The organism is Mameliella sp. AT18 (assembly GCF_028807275.1).
Taxonomy (GTDB): domain Bacteria; phylum Pseudomonadota; class Alphaproteobacteria; order Rhodobacterales; family Rhodobacteraceae; genus Antarctobacter; species Antarctobacter albus.
In genome coordinates this window covers 1-18895 of the sequence record NZ_JARAMO010000310.1, presented here as the reverse complement: position 1 = coordinate 18895, position 18895 = coordinate 1, and the positions used below count along the sequence as shown (strand labels likewise).

The 18895-nt window shown below is 65.7% G+C and carries 21 protein-coding genes; 14 read left to right on the top strand and 7 right to left on the bottom strand.

The window, feature by feature from the left end:
- From PVW46_RS25965 to PVW46_RS25905, 13 genes are all read left to right on the top strand, one after another.
- Positions 1 to 1143 (top strand): hypothetical protein, encoded by a 1143-nt coding sequence (locus tag PVW46_RS25965; RefSeq protein WP_069209193.1) that lies wholly within the window; start codon positions 1 to 3, stop codon positions 1141 to 1143.
- Positions 1144 to 1232: 89 nt separating this feature from the next.
- On the top strand, positions 1233 to 2114 hold the full coding sequence (sucD, locus tag PVW46_RS25960; protein ID WP_043136337.1) for a succinate--CoA ligase subunit alpha: 882 nt from the start codon (positions 1233 to 1235) through the stop codon (positions 2112 to 2114).
- A 790-nt stretch (positions 2115 to 2904) separates the two neighbouring features.
- Positions 2905 to 5877, top strand: coding sequence for a 2-oxoglutarate dehydrogenase E1 component (locus tag PVW46_RS25955; RefSeq protein ID WP_069209195.1), 2973 nt, complete (start codon positions 2905 to 2907; stop codon positions 5875 to 5877).
- 4 nt (positions 5878 to 5881) lie between these two features.
- A complete protein-coding gene (gene odhB / locus PVW46_RS25950) occupies positions 5882 to 7414 on the top strand; it encodes a 2-oxoglutarate dehydrogenase complex dihydrolipoyllysine-residue succinyltransferase (protein WP_043136334.1) in 1533 nt (510 codons plus the stop codon).
- A 59-nt stretch (positions 7415 to 7473) separates the two neighbouring features.
- The gene (locus tag PVW46_RS25945) at positions 7474 to 7869 is read left to right on the top strand and encodes a hypothetical protein (RefSeq protein ID WP_172430680.1); all 396 of its coding nucleotides are present in this window, start codon (positions 7474 to 7476) and stop codon (positions 7867 to 7869) included.
- Positions 7866 to 8831 (top strand): glycosyltransferase family 2 protein, encoded by a 966-nt coding sequence (locus PVW46_RS25940; protein WP_069209196.1) that lies wholly within the window; start codon positions 7866 to 7868, stop codon positions 8829 to 8831. Before PVW46_RS25945 ends, PVW46_RS25940 begins: the two co-directional genes overlap by 4 nt.
- Positions 8832 to 8886: 55 nt before the next feature.
- Positions 8887 to 9297, top strand: a complete 411-nt coding sequence (locus PVW46_RS25935; protein WP_069209197.1) for an MAPEG family protein — start codon at positions 8887 to 8889, stop codon at positions 9295 to 9297.
- Between the two features lie 146 nt (positions 9298 to 9443).
- Positions 9444 to 10838 (top strand): dihydrolipoyl dehydrogenase, encoded by a 1395-nt coding sequence (lpdA, locus tag PVW46_RS25930; protein WP_069209198.1) that lies wholly within the window; start codon positions 9444 to 9446, stop codon positions 10836 to 10838.
- A gap of 170 nt (positions 10839 to 11008) precedes the next feature.
- Positions 11009 to 11185, top strand: a complete 177-nt coding sequence (locus PVW46_RS25925) for a hypothetical protein (protein WP_167648565.1) — start codon at positions 11009 to 11011, stop codon at positions 11183 to 11185.
- Positions 11186 to 11199: 14 nt separating this feature from the next.
- Positions 11200 to 11496, top strand: a complete 297-nt coding sequence (locus tag PVW46_RS25920; protein WP_052244209.1) for a RebB family R body protein — start codon at positions 11200 to 11202, stop codon at positions 11494 to 11496.
- A 2-nt stretch (positions 11497 to 11498) separates the two neighbouring features.
- Positions 11499 to 11714, top strand: coding sequence for a RebB family R body protein (locus PVW46_RS25915; protein WP_069209199.1), 216 nt, complete (start codon positions 11499 to 11501; stop codon positions 11712 to 11714).
- An 11-nt stretch (positions 11715 to 11725) separates the two neighbouring features.
- Positions 11726 to 11971 (top strand): RebB family R body protein, encoded by a 246-nt coding sequence (locus PVW46_RS25910; RefSeq protein ID WP_043136329.1) that lies wholly within the window; start codon positions 11726 to 11728, stop codon positions 11969 to 11971.
- Positions 11961 to 12302 carry a hypothetical protein gene (locus PVW46_RS25905; protein ID WP_069209200.1) on the top strand — a complete coding sequence of 114 codons (342 nt, stop codon included), beginning with the start codon at positions 11961 to 11963 and terminating at the stop codon, positions 12300 to 12302. Before PVW46_RS25910 ends, PVW46_RS25905 begins: the two co-directional genes overlap by 11 nt.
- Before the next feature lie 47 nt (positions 12303 to 12349).
- Here PVW46_RS25905 and PVW46_RS25900 read toward each other — a convergent pair whose 3' ends face one another.
- The 5 genes from PVW46_RS25900 to PVW46_RS25880 form a co-directional block, all read right to left on the bottom strand.
- Complete coding sequence (locus PVW46_RS25900; protein WP_069209201.1) at positions 12350 to 13060, bottom strand: intradiol ring-cleavage dioxygenase; 711 nt, start codon at positions 13058 to 13060, stop codon at positions 12350 to 12352.
- Between the two features lie 110 nt (positions 13061 to 13170).
- Positions 13171 to 13776 (bottom strand): pyridoxamine 5'-phosphate oxidase family protein, encoded by a 606-nt coding sequence (locus PVW46_RS25895; protein ID WP_069209202.1) that lies wholly within the window; start codon positions 13774 to 13776, stop codon positions 13171 to 13173.
- Positions 13754 to 14485: a lysophospholipid acyltransferase family protein gene (locus PVW46_RS25890; RefSeq protein ID WP_069209203.1), complete on the bottom strand. Its 732-nt coding sequence runs from the start codon at positions 14483 to 14485 to the stop codon at positions 13754 to 13756. Before PVW46_RS25890 ends, PVW46_RS25895 begins: the two co-directional genes overlap by 23 nt.
- Positions 14485 to 15387, bottom strand: a complete 903-nt coding sequence (locus tag PVW46_RS25885) for a cell division protein FtsX (protein ID WP_069209204.1) — start codon at positions 15385 to 15387, stop codon at positions 14485 to 14487. Before PVW46_RS25885 ends, PVW46_RS25890 begins: the two co-directional genes overlap by 1 nt.
- Positions 15384 to 16061 (bottom strand): cell division ATP-binding protein FtsE, encoded by a 678-nt coding sequence (locus PVW46_RS25880; protein ID WP_069209355.1) that lies wholly within the window; start codon positions 16059 to 16061, stop codon positions 15384 to 15386. Before PVW46_RS25880 ends, PVW46_RS25885 begins: the two co-directional genes overlap by 4 nt.
- A gap of 171 nt (positions 16062 to 16232) precedes the next feature.
- On the opposite strand from PVW46_RS25880, the gene PVW46_RS25875 reads away from it, so the two are divergent.
- Entirely contained in the window at positions 16233 to 17132 is a 900-nt protein-coding gene (locus tag PVW46_RS25875; protein WP_069209205.1) for a zinc-ribbon domain-containing protein, read from the top strand.
- A 75-nt stretch (positions 17133 to 17207) separates the two neighbouring features.
- On the opposite strand, the gene PVW46_RS25870 is transcribed toward PVW46_RS25875, so the two are convergent.
- Complete coding sequence (locus PVW46_RS25870; RefSeq protein ID WP_274578220.1) at positions 17208 to 18473, bottom strand: ABC transporter permease; 1266 nt, start codon at positions 18471 to 18473, stop codon at positions 17208 to 17210.
- Between the two features lie 19 nt (positions 18474 to 18492).
- A partial coding sequence (locus tag PVW46_RS25865; RefSeq protein WP_274578219.1) for an ATP-binding cassette domain-containing protein occupies positions 18493 to 18895 on the bottom strand: 403 nt, incomplete at its 5' end.

The following is an 18895-nucleotide window of genomic DNA, read 5'->3' as shown; positions in this document are numbered from 1 at the left end:
ATGACCGAAACCGCCGCACAGAGCCCCTTCGCCCCCCGTTCCGACGGGACCCGGCGCTGTGTCGTGCATATCGGCCTGTCCAAGACGGGCACGACCGCGATCCAATCCGTGCTGCATGCCAACTGGGGTCTGCTCAAGACCCGCGGCCTGTTCTTTCCCAACCTCTACGGCGAGCGCTACGCGCAGATCTCGTTGTCGGCCTATGTGCAGCTCGCCTCGGGCGATGACCTGCCGCAATACATTGCGCGCCGCCTGCCGCTGGAGACGCCCGAGAAACGGGCCGCCTTCGTGCAGGGCTTCCCGGCGCGGCTGCACAACGCGATCAACGAGGTCGCCAACCTGCAAGGCCCCGGCACGGTGCTGTTGTCCTGCGAGGACCTGTCGCTGAGCGTGCGCACGGATGAACAGTTCCGCATCCTGCGCGAGCTGATCGAACCGCGGTTCGACGAGGTGACCTATCTCGTCTACATCCGCCGCCAGGAAGACCGCATTCTGAGCCGCTATTCCCAGACCCTGCGCGGGGGCGTGTCGCACACGCTGGACGAATTCATGACCAACCCGGCGCTCTACGACACCCGCACGGTGCTGGACCGCTGGGCCGCCCATGTCGGGCGCGACCGCCTGCACGTGCGCCTGTTCGACCGCAGCACCCTGGACGGCGGCGACCTGATGCAGGATTTCTTCGGCCTCTTCGGGGTGAACCCTTCCGAGCTGTCGATCTCGGAGCGCAGCAACGAAGCCTACTGGCCCGAGGCCGTGCCCTTCCTTGTCCGGATGAACCAATTGCTGCCGGAACTTGGGGATCGCCTGCCTGCCGGGTTCCGCGCGCGCCTGGTGCAGGCGCTGGACGGGGCCGCCGCCGGCCGCGAGAAACTGCGCCTGACGCCGGAACAGGCGCAGGAAATCCGCCGCCGCAACGCCCCGCATGAGAAGGCGATCCTGGAAACCTATTTCCCCGAGCGCGAGACGCTGTTCCCCGAGCGCCCGCTGCCCGCGCCACAGGCGCAGGAGGCGGACGACGAGGCCGATGCCGTCGCCCGTGTCGCCATCGAGGTCCTGCTGGACTGGTGGGACGAGATGACGGTGGCGAAACGCACCGAAGCCGCCGCAAGACAGGAGGTCGACCACATTGAGACCTTCTGACCAGCGGCCCCTTTCATCGCCTGCTTGCAGGCCCAACCCGACGCCGCGCAGCCGCGCTGCTTGATCATCACCCAAAGACAGGAAAGCACATGGCCGTCCTCATCGATGAAAACACCAAAGTGATCTGCCAGGGCCTCACCGGCTCGCAAGGCACCTTCCACACCGAGCAGGCGATTGCCTACGGCACCAAGATGGTCGGCGGCGTGACCCCGGGCAAAGGCGGACAGACGCACCTGGACCTGCCGGTCTTCAACTCGGTCCACGAGGCCAAGCATGTGACCGAGGCAAACGCCTCTGTCATCTACGTGCCGCCGCCCTTCGCCGCGGATTCGATCCTCGAAGCCATCGACGCCGAAATGGAACTGATCGTCTGCATCACCGAGGGCATCCCGGTGCTGGACATGATGAAGGTCAAGCGCGCGCTGGAAACCTCGCAATCCGTCCTGATCGGCCCGAACTGCCCCGGTGTCATCACGCCCGACGCCTGCAAGATCGGCATCATGCCCGGCCACATCCACAAGCGCGGCAAGGTGGGCGTCGTGTCGCGTTCCGGCACGCTGACTTACGAGGCGGTCAAGCAGACCACCGACGTGGGCCTGGGCCAGTCGACCTGCGTCGGCATCGGCGGCGACCCGATCAAGGGCACCGAGCATATCGACGTGCTGGAATGGTTCCTGGCCGATGACGAGACCGAGGCGATCATCATGATCGGCGAGATCGGCGGCTCCGCCGAGGAAGAAGCCGCACAGTTCCTGGCCGACGAAAAGAAGAAGGGCCGCTGGAAGCCCACCGCCGGTTTCATTGCCGGCCGCACGGCGCCTCCGGGCCGCCGCATGGGCCACGCGGGCGCGATCGTCGCCGGCGGCAAGGGCGGTGCCGAAGACAAGATCGAGGCAATGAACGCCGCGGGCATCGTGGTGGCCGACAGCCCCGCGACGCTGGGCGAGGCCGTGCTGAAGGCCATCGGCTGAACGCGGCGCCGGGCGCCCTGCCCGGCATGACCTGACCCAACGGCCCGGCCCGGAGAGATCCGGACCGGGCGCCACATCAGGAGGCCCCGGGGCAGGCCCGGGGCACGGAGAGGACAGATGGCACGCGGTGTCACGGATCGGCGGAAGAACGGCAGCGCGGCCAGCGCATTGCCGGAGGCTGTCGTACCGACAACCGGTGCTGCCGCCCTGTCGCCGGATTTCCCCCCAGACATGCACCATGCGGCGCCCCAACTTCTGGCGCAGGTCCGGACGCACTTCCGTAGCCCGGTCTTCCATCGTCTCATGCCCGCGGCTCCCCTGTCCGGTCCGTCAAGCCTTCACGGGAACGCCCGCCGTGACATACTGGGACCGGAATTGAAGAGCGCAGAGATTGTTATGAGCCGGGCAGGCATGCAGCCGAAGCGGGAGACCTCCGGGCACTGGCGGCTGGTAAACCTTGCGACCGGTGCGCTGCTGCTCAGCTGCTGTCTTGCCGGATGGGCAGCGGGCGCGCCGCTGTGCCTGTCGTGCAATGCCGCCCCGCTAGACGAGGTGCATCCATGACAGCCGCCACGACGAACATGCCTACGTCACCGGGCCATGCAACAAGGACCTGTTTCCTCACTGAACGGACCTTGTCGTGGCGCGCCGGTCGGCAGCATTTCCCGATGGACCTTCCTTTCATGTTCATCGGTTACCTGGAGACATTGGTCGCCATCCTCCGATGGCTTGCCAGACCCTCTCACCCCGGTCCCAACGAATACGGTCCCAACCCCAACGAGGTGCCTCAATGACCGACCAAAGCCCCAACGACCTCTTCCATGCCTCCAGCTTCATGCAGGGGCACAACGCGGAGTACCTCGAACAGATGTACGCCCGCTATGCCGCCGATCCGAACGCGGTCGACGATGCCTGGGCCGAGTTCTTTCGCCAGTTGGGCGATGCAGAGGCGGACGTGCGCAAGGAGGCCAGCGGCCCCAGCTGGGCCCGCGCCGACTGGCCGCCTGCGCTCGAGGATGACCTGACCGGGGCGCTGACCGGTGAATGGCCGATGCCCGCAGTTCCGGCCGAGGCCAAGGGCGCCGGCAAGAAGATCAAGGACAAGGCCGAGGAACAGGGCGTCAAGGTCACGGACGATCAGGTGCAACGTGCCGTGCTGGACAGCATCCGTGCTCTGATGATCATCCGCGCCTACCGGATCCGGGGCCACCTGGCCGCCGATCTGGACCCGCTGGGCCTGCGCGACACCTCGAACCACCCCGAGCTTGATCCCAAGTCCTATGGCTTCACCGAGGGCGACATGGATCGCCCGATCTTCATCGACAACGTGCTGGGCCTGCAGATCGCATCGCTGCGCGAGATCCTGTCGATCATCAAGCGCACCTATTGCGGCACCTTCGCCCTGCAGTACATGCACATCTCGGACCCCGAACAGGCCAGCTGGCTGAAGGAGCGGATCGAGGGCTTTGGCAAGGAGGTCAAGTTCACCCGCGAAGGCCGCAAGGCGATCCTGAACAAGATGGTCGAGGCCGAGGGCTTCGAGAAGTTCCTGCACGTCAAGTACATGGGCACCAAACGGTTCGGCCTCGACGGCGGCGAAAGCCTGATCCCCGCGATGGAGCAGATCATCAAGCGCGGCGGCAACCTGGGCGTCAAGGAGATCGTCATCGGCATGCCGCACCGCGGCCGCCTGTCGGTGCTCGCAAACGTGATGAACAAGCCCTACAAGGCGATCTTCAACGAATTCCAGGGCGGCAGCTTCAAGCCCGAGGACGTGGACGGTTCGGGCGACGTGAAATACCACCTCGGCGCCTCTTCCGACCGCACCTTTGACGGCCATCCGGTCCACCTGTCGCTGACCGCCAACCCCAGCCACCTCGAGGCGGTGAACCCGGTGGTCCTGGGCAAGGTCCGCGCCAAGCAGGACCAGTACCACGACCATGACCGCATCCAGGTCATGCCGATCCTTCTGCACGGCGACGCGGCCTTTGCCGGCCAGGGCGTGGTGGCGGAATGTTTCGCCCTGTCGGGCCTGCGCGGGCACCGCACCGGCGGCACGATCCACATCGTCGTGAACAACCAGATCGGCTTTACCACCGCGCCGCACTTCTCGCGCTCGTCGCCCTATCCCACCGACAACGCGCTGGTGGTCGAGGCGCCGATCTTCCACGTCAACGGCGACGACCCCGAGGCCGTGGTGCATGCCGCCAAGGTCGCAACCGAGTTCCGCCAGAAATTCGGCAAGGACGTGGTCATCGACATCTTCTGCTATCGCCGGTTCGGTCACAACGAGGGCGACGAGCCCATGTTCACCAACCCGATCATGTACAACAAGATCAAGAAGCAGAAGACCACGCTGACTCTCTACACGGAACGGCTGGTCAAGGACGGCCTGATCCCCGAGGGCGAGATCGAGGACATGAAGGCCGCCTTCCAGGCGCTGCTGAACGAGGAATTCGAGGCCGGCAAGGTCTATCGCCCGAACAAGGCGGACTGGCTGGATGGCCGGTGGAGCCACCTCGACAAGCAGAAAGAGGGCAAGTACCAGCGCGGCAAGACCTCGATTTCCGAAAAGGCCCTGGCCGACGTCGGCAACGCCCTGACCCATCTGCCCGAGGGTTTCCCGGTACACCGCACCGTGGGACGTCTGCTGGAAAGCCGCGCCAAGATGTTCGAGACCGGCGAAGGCTTTGACTGGGCCACGGCCGAGGCCCTGGCCTTCGGCTCGTTGCAACTGGAGGGCTACCCGGTGCGCCTTGCGGGCCAGGACTCGACCCGCGGCACCTTCTCGCAGCGCCATTCGGGCATCGTGAACCAGGAGACCGAAGAGCGTTACTACCCGCTCAACAACATCCGCGAAGGACAGGCCCGGTTCGAGGTGATCGACAGCGCCCTGTCGGAATACGCGGTGCTGGGGTTCGAATACGGTTATTCGCTGGCGGAACCCAATGCGCTGACCCTCTGGGAGGCGCAGTTCGGCGATTTCGCCAACGGCGCGCAGATCATGTTCGACCAGTTCATCAGCTCGGGTGAATCGAAATGGCTGCGGATGTCGGGCCTTGTCTGCCTGCTGCCGCACGGCTTCGAGGGCCAGGGGCCGGAACACTCCTCGGCGCGTCTGGAACGCTTTCTGCAGATGTGCGGGCAGGACAACTGGATCGTGGCGAACTGTTCGACGCCCGCGAACTATTTCCACATCCTGCGCCGTCAGCTGCACCGGACCTTCCGCAAGCCGCTGATCCTGATGACGCCGAAATCGCTGCTGCGGCACAAACTCTGCGTGTCGAACGCCGACATGTTCACCACCAATTCCTCGTTCCACCGGGTTCTCTGGGACAGCGCGGAGTCCGGCGAGAGCGAAACCAAGCTGGTGGCGGACGACAAGATCAAGCGCGTGGTGATGTGTTCGGGCAAGGTCTACTACGACCTGCTCGAGGAACGCGACGCGCGTGGCATCGACGATGTCTACCTGCTGCGGGTCGAACAGTTCTATCCCTTCCCGGCGATTTCGCTGGTCAAGGAACTGGAACGCTTCAAGGGGGCCGAGATGCTCTGGTGCCAGGAAGAGCCCAAGAACCAGGGCGCCTGGGGCTTTATCGAACCCAATATCGAATGGGTGCTGGGCCGTATCGGCGCCACGCATCCGCGCCCGCGCTACGTGGGCCGCGCCACATCGGCCAGCCCCGCAACGGGCCTGGCCAGCCAGCACAAAGCACAGCAAGAGGCGCTTGTTGACGAAGCGCTGACAGTGGAAGGAAAGTAAGACCATGACCGAAGTGCGTGTTCCCACACTTGGGGAATCGGTGACCGAAGCAACGGTCGCAACCTGGTTCAAGAAGCCCGGCGATGCCGTGGCGGTGGACGAAATGCTCTGCGAGCTTGAAACCGACAAGGTCACGGTCGAGGTTCCCTCGCCCGTCGCCGGAACGCTGAGCGACATCGTTGCCGCCGAAGGTGAGACCGTGGGCGTCGATGCCCTGCTGGCCAATATCTCGGAAGGGGCCGCTGGCGCCGAAAGCGCGCCCGCGGCCAAACCCGAACCGGCGGCCGAGGCCAAGGAAAGCAGCGGCGGCGGCGAGAGCGTCGACGTCATGGTGCCGACGCTGGGCGAAAGCGTGTCCGAGGCGACCGTTTCGACCTGGTTCAAGAAGGTCGGCGACACGGTCGCGCAGGATGAGATGCTCTGCGAACTGGAAACCGACAAGGTGTCCGTCGAGGTGCCCGCCCCCGCCGCAGGCACGCTGACAGAGATCGTCGCCGAGGAAGGCACCACCGTGCAGGCGGACGCCAAGCTGGCGGTCCTGTCCTCGGGCGGCGCCGCCGTGGCCGCTGCTCCGGCGCCGGACGAGGCCGCGCAGGGCAAGCAGTACCAGACCCCGCCCGCCGGCGACGGCGGTCCGGGCAAGGACATCAAGGACGGCCCCGCCGCCGAGAAGGCAATCGCCGAGGCCGGGATCAAGCGCGAGCAGGTGCAGGGCACCGGCCGTGACGGTCGTGCCACCAAGGCCGACGTAGCCGCCGCCGTGGCTGCCGCATCCGCCGCCCCTGCCGCATCGGCCCCCGCCGCCGCTCCGCGCGCGCCGGTCCCGGCCGAGGACGCGGGCCGCGAGGAACGGGTCAAGATGACCCGTCTGCGCCAGACCATCGCCCGCCGTCTCAAGGACGCGCAGAACACCGCCGCGATCCTGACCACCTACAACGAGGTGGACATGACCGAGACGATGGCCCTGCGGAAGGAGTACAAGGACCTTTTCGAGAAGAAGCACGGCGCACGGCTCGGCTTCATGTCCTTCTTCACCAAGGCCTGCTGCCACGCCCTGAAGGAGGTGCCCGAGGTCAACGCGGAGATCGACGGAAACGAGATCGTCTACAAGAACTTCGTGCACATGGGCATCGCTGCGGGCACGCCTCAGGGCCTCGTGGTTCCGGTGATCCGCGACGCGGACAAGATGAGCTTTGCCGAGATCGAGAAGGCGATCGCCGAGAAAGGCAAGCGCGCCCGTGACGGCAAGCTGTCGATGGCGGAAATGCAGGGCGGCACCTTCACCATCTCGAACGGCGGTGTCTATGGCTCACTGATGTCCTCGCCGATCCTGAACCCCCCGCAGTCCGGCATCTTGGGCATGCACAAGATCCAGGACCGTCCGATGGTCATCAACGGCGAGATCAAGATCCGCCCGATGATGTACCTGGCGCTGAGCTACGATCACCGCATCGTCGACGGCAAAGGCGCCGTGACCTTCCTTGTCCGCGTCAAGGAAGCACTGGAAGACCCGCGCCGGTTGCTGATGGATCTGTGATCGGTGGGGGGAAACCCCACCCTACGGCCGGGCGAAGATGCGCCCGGCCAAACCCGGCCTTGTATGGATCGATGTCGCCTCTTTCGTTCAAAATCGCCTTCGGGTTTTGCGTTTTGATCGCAGCCTTGAACCTGGCTATGGTCAGTGTCGGTCTTGCGACGCAGCCAATCGAAATTGTCCTGAATTCTCACATTCCATCTTTTGCCCTAAACGCACTCCTATGGGGCGGTTTGGCCGTTTGTATCTTTTACTTGCATGTATGGGCTTTGGGGTTCGCCGCCGCGCTGTGTGCGAAAGTCGCACTTTCGATTTGGCAGGCGGCCACCTTTGACGGTACGCCACTTCGCGACGAGTATCTTGCGGGGTACTCAATGACGATCCTGATCCAATTGGCCTCGGTGGCCTTCGTCACAGAGTTCGTGACAAGGGCCTGGCGCAAGGGGTACTTGGTATGACGCCTGCCCTCGCCGCCTGCATGCGCAACGAAGGCATCTTCGTGCTGGAATGGCTGGCGCATCATCGCGCGCTCGGCTTTTTGCAGGTCATCGTTGTGACGAACGATTGTACTGACGGGTCGGATACGCTGCTGGATGCGCTCGCGGCGCGCGGCCTCGTCACTCATATCCGGCAAGACGTCCCCAAGGGCTCGGCGCCGCAGGACAGTGGCATGGACCTTGTCCTGGCTCATGCGCGCGACCAGGGCATCACCCATGTCCTGCACATCGACAGCGACGAGTTCCTCGCGCTGCTGGACGGCACGCTGGCGGACCTGATGGCCCGCACGGATCAGGCCGATTGCGTCGCGATCCCCTGGCGGGCGTTCGGCGACAGTGGTGTGATCGACTGGACGCCCGGCGACCTGGTGACAGAGCGCAATACCCGCGCCGAACCGCGCCCCGTCCCGCGAGAGACCAAGACCAAGTGCCTGTTCAAACTGGCCAGCTTTGCCCGCGCCACGGATCACAACCCGCTCGACCCGCAGGTGCCAGAGCCCGTGGTGATGACGCCGGATGGAGAAAGGCTGGACAATCGCACGCTCTACAATGCGAAAAGCGCCCGCTTTCGCCCGCATTACATCGCCGCCCGCGCCAGGACCGCGCAATTGTTTCACTATGCGATCCGGTCCGAGGACTGTTTCCTGATGAAGAACAATCGCGGCGACGGCCAGGGCAAGCTGGGCGAGGGGAAATATCACCTGAACAGCGCATGGCACCGCGCCGCTAACCGCAACGAGGTCGAGGAACGGCGCCTCGCCGACCGCGCCCCGGCCCTGCGCGCGACCCTGGCAGAGTGGCGACGTGATCCGGCCATTGCACAGGCCGAGGCCGCCTGCCAGGCGTGGTTCGGGAACACCCGTGCCCAGTTGCTGACCCCTGTGAACCGCGCGGCCTGGACGCGCAGAAAGGCCCCGGCATGACCGAAACGGCCCGCCACTCGAAGGTGCCGGGGCAAGCCCGGGACGGAGGGACACGATGACGCCCGAGCTGACCGCCCTCACCCTCGCCGCGCTGTTGCAGGTGGTGCAATACGTCCTGATGTCGGTGCCCGCCAACCTCGAACTGGGCATGGGCAAGACCATGAGCCCGCGCGACCGCGACCGGCTGGGCGGGTCGCTGGAGGACCAGCTGTCGGTGAAAACCGCCCGTCTGAAACGCGCGCTCGACAACCATTTCGAAGGGCTGATCCTTTTCGCCATCGCCGTTTTCGTCATCACCTGGTCGGACCAGGGCAACGGGATCACGGCGGCACTTTCGGGCCTCTACCTGCTGGCGCGCATCCTCTACGTGCCGGCCTACTACTTCGGCTGGGCGCCCTGGCGGTCCCTGATCTGGCTGGGGGGCTTCGCCGCCACCGTCCTCATGCTGCTGCTGGCAGTGCTGTGACACTTCCAGATCGGACATATCCGCTGTGGACAAAACACAGGCCCGGCCCTTCTTTGAGAAAAATCATCCCGGGGAGCCTGCCACCGGCAGTCGGGGCGCCACGCGCCATCGCCTCCCCTGAACAACGACAGTGAAAGGAAAACGACATGGCACAATACGACGTCATCGTGATCGGCGCGGGCCCCGGCGGCTACGTCGCCGCGATCCGCTGCGCGCAGCTGGGGCTGAAAACCGCCTGCGTCGAGGGGCGCGAGACCCTGGGCGGCACCTGCCTGAACGTGGGCTGCATCCCCTCCAAGGCGCTCTTGCACGCCAGCCACCAGCTGCACGAGGCAGAGCACAACTTTGCCAAGATGGGCCTCAAGGGCAAGGCACCCTCGGTCGACTGGAAACAGATGCTGGCCTACAAGGACGACGTGATCGGCCAGAACACCAAGGGCATCGAGTTCCTGTTCAAGAAGAACAAGATCGACTGGCTCAAGGGCTGGGGCTCGATCCCCGAGGCGGGCAAGGTCAAGGTCGGTGACGAGGTCCACGAGGCCAAGAACATCATCATCGCATCCGGGTCCGAGGCCTCGCCCGTGCCCGGCGCGGACGTGACCGTCGACGAAAAGATTGTCGTGACCTCGACCGGTGCGCTGGAGCTGGGCAAAGTGCCGAAAAAGATGATCGTCATCGGTGCCGGAGTCATCGGGCTGGAGATGGGATCGGTCTATGCGCGCCTCGGCACGGAGGTGCAGGTGATCGAGTTCCTCGACGCGATCACGCCCGGCATGGACGCCGAAGTGCAGCGCCAGTTCAAGAAGATCCTCGAAAAACAGGGCATGAGCTTTGTCATGGGGGCGGCGGTGCAAAAGGTCGAAGCGACCAAGACCAAGGCCAAGGTGACCTACAAGCTGCGCAAGGACGACAGCGAGGAAACCGTGGACGCGGACGTGGTGCTCTGCGCCACCGGGCGGCGCCCCTTCACCGAAGGGCTGGGCCTGGACAAGCTGGGCATCGAGATGAGCGAGCGCGGCCAGATCAAGACCGACGGCCAGTGGCGCACCAACGTGCCGGGCGTCTATGCCATCGGCGACGTGATCGACGGCCCGATGCTGGCACACAAGGCCGAGGACGAGGGCATGGCCTGCGCCGAGGTGATCGCCGGCAAACACGGCCACGTCAACTATGGCGTGATCCCGGGCGTGATCTATACCGCCCCCGAGGTGGCCAGTGTCGGCCAGACCGAGCAGGAGCTGAAGGATGCGGGCCGCGCCTACAAGGTCGGCAAGTTTTCCTTCATGGGCAATGCGCGGGCCAAGGCCGTGTTCCAGGGTGAGGGCTTCGTCAAGCTGCTGGCCGACAAGGAAACCGACCGCGTGCTGGGCTGCCATATCATCGGACCGGGCGCGGGCGACCTGATCCACGAGATCTGCGTGGCGATGGAGTTTGGCGCCTCCGCCGAGGACGTGGCCCTGACCTGCCACGCGCACCCGACCTTCTCCGAGGCGGTGCGCGAAGCGGCGCTGGCCTGTGGCGACGGTCCGATCCACATGTGATCGACACAACACAAACGGACGTCCCCCGGGGCGTCCGATCCCCAGACCCGCGCCCCCTTGGTCGCGGGTCTTTTCTTTGGGCGGCGTCCCTCATCCCCGAAATACAACCAAAATAATGCTTTCGGCAAATTCAACTCTCCCCTAACGTTAAGAGACGCGAGGGAAAGCACATGTCCGAAAATGATCTCGACTCTGCCGAGGCCGTGGCCCTGGCCGGTTTGCGTACCGCCGAAAACATCTCACGGATGATGTTTGAAGCCGTCGAAGCTCAACAGGCGCGCCAACAGGCCCAATTGAAGGAAACGGCAGAGGCCATCGCGAAGATTCTGAACCCAGGAAAAGATTGAAAAGGAATGCCATCATGGTCGAAACCGTCAATCCACAAGTCACCGACGCGGTGACGCAGTCCAACGTCAAGGTTGTCAGCGAAGCGCCCGCAATGGCCCTTGGGTCGCTCTACCAGGCGATGTCGCACAGCACCGGCATCCTTTTCGAAAACGCCGTGAACGCCCAGCAGCAGGCCAATATCCTGGCCCAGGCCGCGGCGAACCAGGGCGTCATGCAGATGTACAGCCTCAAGTCCGGCACTCACAGCCTGCAGGATGCCGTGGACGCATCCGAACCGACCAAAGGCAAGCCCGCCTCCGGAGGGTCCTGAGCATGCCCGAAACCGAAAACCCCCAGGTCACGGATGCCGTCAGCCAGAGCAATCTGTCCGTCCTGGGCCAGGCGGCCGCCCACGCCGTCGCCACCAGCCTGCAGGCCTCGTCCAGTGCGGCGGGCTTGCGGGTGGCTGCTCTGCAGAGCGGCTCTACCAACATGACGCTCTTGCGGCAGGCCGTGATCGTGCGGGCCGCTGCCGGGCTGACACCGTAAGGGGGATCATCATGCCAAACATGGCAAACAGCCAGGTCACCGATACAGTCAGCCAGACGACGCTGATGACGCTGGGGACCGCCGGCTCCGTGGCGCAGGCGCTGTTGTCACAGGGGTTGGTGGCCGCCCTTGCAACAAGCACACAGGCCGCAGCCGCACAGCAGGAGGCCACGCAGGTCTTGGCCGACGCGGCGCTGGCCGCGGCGTTGAAACGGATGGGACAGGCTTCGGGATCGGGGGACACGCATGGCGGATAAATCCGACACGGCCGCGCCCGGCGGCGCCGAAGTCAACAGCCAGATCGCGGACACCGTCACCAAGCTCCGCCAGATGGCCCCGGCAGAGGCTGCGAACCTGGCCAAGAACGCCGAGGCCGAGGCCCGCGCCCTGGCGCTCAGCATGGCGCTGCAGGACGCCGTGGCGCATCTGCGCCGGATGCAGGTCCTGAGCGAGGCCGCCATGTCACTGGCGGTATCGAAACAGGCAGAGGGCAATGTCGAAGCGGGCCAGGCAATCATGGACACGGCCAATTCAGCCGTGGACCGCGCCCGCTCGATGCTGGCCGAGGCCGAAAAGGCCCTGGCCTGAGCCTCTGCGCCCGGCGCGGTGCTCCCCCCGCGCCGGGCTTGATCCGGTCACGCGTTGCCCGGGTCGATCCCGACAACCAGCGCCGCGTCATATCCCGACGCCTGTTCGCGGATCGCGGCAAAGGCGCCCTCGCCCGCACGTTGCGCGATCCAGTCGTCCCGGTTCATCGTGTCGCGTGGGTCCTCGCGCTCGTTGTAGGGTGCGACCGCCTGGAACAGGTATTCGCTGAGCGCATCGGGAAAGAAGATCTGGCTGGTCAGAACGCTGCGCTCATCCAGGAAGACCTTGTAGTGGATATGCGTCGTCCGGCCCGGATACCAGCCGGGATAGATCGTGTCGAACGTCGCCACGCCCCGGTCGCCGGTGGTCTGCGTTCCGCGCAGGAATGTCTCTCCCCGCGCGTCGATATCGGTGCCCCGGTTCCTGTAGCCCGAGTAGATCCCGCGCGCATCGCAATGCCAGATGTCCACGCGGGCCCCTTCGATCGGTTGGCAATCCGCATCGACCACCTGCAATTGCAGGCGCATCGCCTCGCCCTCGCGCCCCTCGGTGATGTCACGGCGGACAAGCTCGGGATCGAAGTAGTAGGGCCCCTCGGTCGTCTCAGGCAGGACCATGCAGACATTGGGCGTGATCAGCCCGGCTGCCTGGGCCTGCGCGCGCGCCGCCCGGGGAAAGGCGCCCACCCCGGCCACGGCGATGGGAGAGGCGGCAAAACCGGCCAGAAGGGCGCGGCGCGTCGTCGAAGCTGTGCTCATGCGGATGTCCTTTCGATCCCGTTCACAGGATGAAACGGATCAGGACGCGGTTTCGCTCTCCGTGCTGGCGAACATGGCCTGTGCAGCGGCGCACCATCCGGCGCACTCCATTACCACAGCCGGGGTTTGGCATACTCCGGATAGGTCCGGTCATAGTCCTTGCCGCCATGTTCGCCGTCCGACATGTCAGCCAGGATCTCTCCGGTGGTGGGCAGTCCGTCCGACAGATCCCCGCAGGTCCAGAGGCGTGAGCGCATCAGTGCCTTGGCGCATTGGGTATAGACTTCTGCCACCTCCAGCACGATCACCGTGGCGGGCAAGCGGTCGCCCTTGGCAAAGCTGCGGCGCAGGTCCTCGTCATCGGTCAGGTGTGCCCGTCCGTTGACCCGCACCGTGGTATTTGTCCCCGGCACCAGGAACAGCAGCGCCGCGTGCCCGTCCTGCACGATGTCGCGCAGGCAATCGAGCCGGTTGTTCCCCCACCAGTCCGGCATCAAAAGCGTCTGTTCATCCGCCACCCGCACCACTGGCCCATCGTCGCCACGCGGCGAGCCATGCACGCCCTCAGGCCCGACCGTGGACAGGACGGCGAACCGCGCGCCTTCGATCCAGCGGCGGTAGAGCGGGGTCAGATGGCGCGCAACCTTCTTGAGCGAGGTGGGAACGGGCGCTTCGTAATGCGCGTGCAACTCCTCAAGCGTGGTGATTTTCGGCATCGAACCCGGCCTCCTTCATGAGCGCGTTAGAGGCGGTCTCCACCTCTGTCTCGAGCCTTTCGAGAAAAGCGTATTTTTCCAGCCCCGGCTGGATCACCGGCAGGAATTCCACAACCGCCAGCCCGGGCTTGCGGTAGATACCCTTGCGTGGCCAGAACAGGCCGACGTTTGTCGCCGCAGGCACACAGGGCTGGCCAGTTTGTTCGTAGAGGATCGCGGTCCCGACCTTGAAGGGCGCCTTGACCCCCGGCGCGATGCGGGTGCCCTGCGGGTAGATGATGAGCTGGCCGGGAACGGCGGCACCGCGCGCCACATCCTTGACCATGCGCGCGATGGCCTGCCCGCGCTTGCCGCGCTCGACCGGGACACAGCCGATGCGCAGGGCGTACTGGCCGATCACCGGCGCCCACATCAGCTCTCGTTTCATGATGAACTTGCCCGCCGGAACGGCGCCGAAGATCAGGATGATGTCCAGGAAACTCTGGTGCTTGGAGGCGATCAGAACCTCGCCCTGCGGGACCTCACCGCGCACCTCTGTGCGCAGCCCGACCATAAGGCGCGCAGTCAGGCGGACCCAGCGGCAATAGGTGCGGCAGGCCGTGCGGGCCCCGTGGCGCGACACCAGCGCCCAGGGCAGAAAGACGATCCCCATGATCGCCATCATGGCGTACATCTGGATCACGAACAGGAACGACATCACCCATCGCATCAGGCCAATTCTCCCAGGACACGGCGCGCGGCCAGTTCGGTTGCGAAAAAGGCCACCACGGCGGCCAGCGGCGGCACGAACAGCGGCCAGAGCCATTGCAGCCCGGCAAAGCGCAGCCCGGTCAGGATGCCCCCCGTATCCCCGCCCGCCGGCATGACCAGCAGGGCCAGCAGGCCGATCAGGGTGCCCGCCGCCGCCCCCGCCAGCGTCCGCAGGGTAAAGCGGCGCACAAAGGCCCCCGCGATATAACCGTCGGTGGCGCCGACCAGCCGCAGCACCGCGATGACCTGCGCGTTCGCCGCCAGTGCCGCGTTGGCGGCCAGCGTCACCATCGCCCCGGTGGCCGCGCCGATCAGCAGGATCGCCACCCAGCCCAGAAGGCGTAGCCGTCCCGCCGCCGTCACCAGCGGCCGCCGCCAGCGGCTGTGTTCGTCCAAGACCGCGCCAGGCGCCTCGGCCTGCAACCGCAGGCGGAGGCCGTCGGCATCGTAGCCGTCGCCGGTTTCCTGCACCTCGACAAGCTGCGGCATGGGAAGGCTCTCGACTGGCAGGTCGGGTCCGAACCAGGGTTCCAGCAGCGCGCGCTGCTCCTCGGGCGACAGCGCCCGGGCCGAGGCGACGCCGGGCGTCTGTTCCAGCACCCGAAGGACGGCAGCGGTCTGCGCCGCAAGCTGTCCCTCGGGCGCCGAAATACGGATGGTCGAGGCGCGGGCCAGGTCCTCTCCCCAGCTGGTCGCCAGGCGCCCCGCCGCCAGCGACAGCGCCAGGGCAAAGACCGTCAGAAAGGCCATCGCGGCGGCGGTGAACAGTGTCAGCCGCACGGTAAAGCCCGCCGGGGGCACCACCCGGTCGGCGCCCGCGTCCCGGGCCGCCAGGGTCTTGATCCGGTCCAGCGCGCTCATAGATCCCCCCCCGCCGCCTGCAGCGTGCCGCCGGCTATACGCAGGTTGCGCGCGTTCACAAGGCTCTTGGCCGCGCGGATCAGCATCAGGTCATGGGTGGCGATCATCACGGTCTTGCCCATCCGGTTGAGCTCGACCAGCAGGCGCAGCAGGCGCTGGGACATTTCCCAGTCGACGTTACCGGTGGGTTCATCGGCCAGGATCACATCCGGCGACAGGATCAGCGCCCGGGCCAGCGCGGCGCGCTGGCGTTCGCCCCCCGACAATTCCGGCGGCAGGGCCTCGAACTTCTCGGTCAGGCCGACCCATGTCATCAGCTCGCGCAGGTTGTCGGCCTGGTCGGGCGAGGCCTGCCCCGAGACCGTCAGCGGCAGGGCCACGTTCTCGGCCACCGGCAGGTGGTCGAGGAACTGGCAATCCTGGTGCACGACGCCGATCCGACGCCGGGCCATCGCCACCGCGTCGCGGTCCATCGCGGCCAGGTCCTCGTCAAAGATCGACACCTGCCCTTCGGTCGGGCGGAGCGCTCCGTAGCAGAGTTTCAGGAAGGTTGTCTTGCCCGAGCCGGACGGCCCGGTCAGGAAATGGAACGACCCCGGAGCAAGCTGCAGGCTGACCCCGGAGAGGATCGCCGCGCCGCTGTAGGAATAGGCCACGTTGTCCAGCTCGATCACGGGCGGTTCTGCCTCTGCCTTGTCAGTTTCGTCGGCAGTTTTGCCCGAGCCATCGGGCCGTTGCAACGCAAGCCGCGCAGAATTGGACTTTTCCCGCCGATACGGGCAGCTTAAGGTTCACGCGGGGCGGTGACGCCCCGCAAGGGACGGAAAAGACGGGGACAAGACGGAATGCGGCTGGTTTGCCCAAATTGCGGCGCTCAATACGACGTGCCCCTCGAGGTGATCCCCGAGGCGGGCCGCGACGTGCAGTGCTCGAACTGCGGGCACACCTGGTTCCAGAAGCGCGTGACGCAGCCACCTGCCGCCCGCCCCGAGCGTGCGCCCAAATCCGCGCCGGACCCGACCCCGCCCACCATAGAGGACCCTGACCTCGACCCGGACGAGGACGGCACCGACGCACCGATCCCGGCGGACACCGCACCGCGCAGCAGCATCGACCCGGAAATGGCCGAGCTGTTCCGCGAGGAACGCGAATTCGAAGCGCGCCAGCGGGCCACCGAAGGGCTGGAAACCCAGCCCGACCTTGGGTTGGAGCCGCCCGCGGAATCCGAACAGGCCCGCCGCGCCCGCGAAAGCCGCGAGCGCATGGCACGGCTCAAGGGCGAGGACGTCCAAGAGCCGCCCAGGCGCCCCGAGCCAAAGGCGGAACCGGAACAGGACGATGCCGCGTTGCACGCCGCTGCGGCGGCTGCGGCGGCCGCCTCGCGGCGCGACATGTTGCCGGATGTCGAAGAGATCAACCAGACCCTCCGCTCGGCCTCGGAACCCCGTGTGGTCGACCGCGACGCCGGTCGCCCGTCACAGACCTCGCCGCGCCAGACCGGCAGCCCCTTTGCCCGCGGCTTCATGCTGGTGGTGATGGTGGCAGCGCTTGGCGTGGGCCTTTACGTTGCGACACCGCGGCTCTCGGCGCAGTTCCCGCAGATCGCCCCCTACCTGCAAAGCTATGTCGAAACGGTCAACAAGGGCCGGACATGGCTGGATGCCCGGGTCACGGCCCTGATGCAGCAGCTTGACCAGATGAGCTCCGAGACGGCGGAACCCGCCGATCCACCGGCGGGCGACTGACACCGATCCCGACAGGCCCGTTCTCTGGCAGGTCCGATGGCACGTTTCGGCGCCGGACGCCGCCGCCGCTGCGCTTCAGACCCGCCCTTTCCAAGGCACCAGCGCCTTTTCGGCCATGCGCATCAGGATATCGATGCCAAAGCCGATCACGCCGATCAGGATGATCCCCATGATGACGATATCGGTGAGCTGAAATTTCGACGCCACCATGATCATCATTCCTGTACCCTTTTCGGCGGCCACCAGCTCGGCGGCGACCACCGTGCCCCAGCAGACCCCCATGGCCACCCGCGCGCCGGTGAAGATCTCGGGCAGCGAATTCGGCACGATCACATGGCGCATGATCTGGAACTTGCTGGCGCCCAGCGAATAGGCCGCATGCACCTTGGAAATCGCCACGCCCGAGACCCCTGCCCGCGCGGCAATGGCCATGATCCAGAGCGCTGCCAGGAACAGCAAAATAACTTTGCCCTTTTCACCGATGCCGGCCCAGATGATGACCAGCGGGATCAGTGCAAGGGGCGGCACCGGCCGCATGAACTCCACCATTGGATCGAACCAGCCCCGGAACCAGTTGCTGAGTCCCATCGCATAGCCCAGCGGGATGCCCACCAATGCGCCAAGGAAAAAACCCTGGATGACGCGTTTGAGCGAAAACCAAAGATGTGCGGCCAAGGTCGAGTCGCGATACCCGTCCCGCGCAGTTTCTTTTAGACGTTGCCAGACTGCCTCGGGGGGCGGCAGCCAGATCGGCTCCATCTGCCAGCCCTTCGCCGGTTCGAAGTTCAGCGTGCCCTTGGGTGACATGCCGACACGACCGAATTCGGTCTGGACCGACTGGCCCGGCGCGATCGGCTGGCCATTCACGGCAACGATCTTGTGCCCGTCACTGCGTCCGAACTCGTCGTTTCGGTCGACGCGGATCAGCCCCGAACGCCAGGCGCCCACGGTATCGACGTCGTTCTTGGCCCAGCCTTCCCCCGGCGCGACCTTGGGGTCGTCCACGTCCGTTCCCACCTCGAAGACACGCACCGTCACGGTGGCATCATCGGGCGCCTGCCCCTCGGCCTCGGCGGTATAGGTAAAGACCGCGTCGCCGATGAAGGGCCCCGGCGCGTGCAGGAAACGGGGCACATAGGATGACCCGGTGAAGGCCCCCCAGAGCAGGAAGATCGACAGCACCGAGATGACGCTGGCGATGCGGTTCGGGGTCACGGCGCTTTCGTCGCCGAAGGTTACGGTCTTGAGAGAGGTGTAATCCGTCACCGTCTTGTGGACGACGAATTTCACGACGAAGAACGAGACGACGAAGATCGCGATGTAGATTGCGAATACGATCATTGCACCTGCTCCGCCCGGATCATGCGCTTTCCTCCGCCCGTCCCATAATTTCCTCTTCCATGTCCCAGATCATGCCCAGGATCTCTTCGCGTCTTTGCCCGAAATCGGGGTGTTTCTTGACCTCGCGCAGGTCGGCGTTCACCCCCATGTCGGCAAAGGGCAACCGGTATTCACGGTGGATGCGGCCCGGGCGCGGCGCCATGACCAGCAGGCGTTCGCCCAGTAAAAGCGCCTCTTCGACCGAATGCGTGATCAGGATGATGGTCTTGCCGGTCTCCTTCCAGAGCTTCAGCACGAGGCCCTGCATCTTTTCCCGCGTCAGCGCGTCCAGCGCGCCCAGCGGTTCGTCCATCAGGATCACGTCCGGGTCGTTGGCAAGGCAGCGCGCCAGCGCGACCCGTTGCTGCATCCCGCCCGACAGT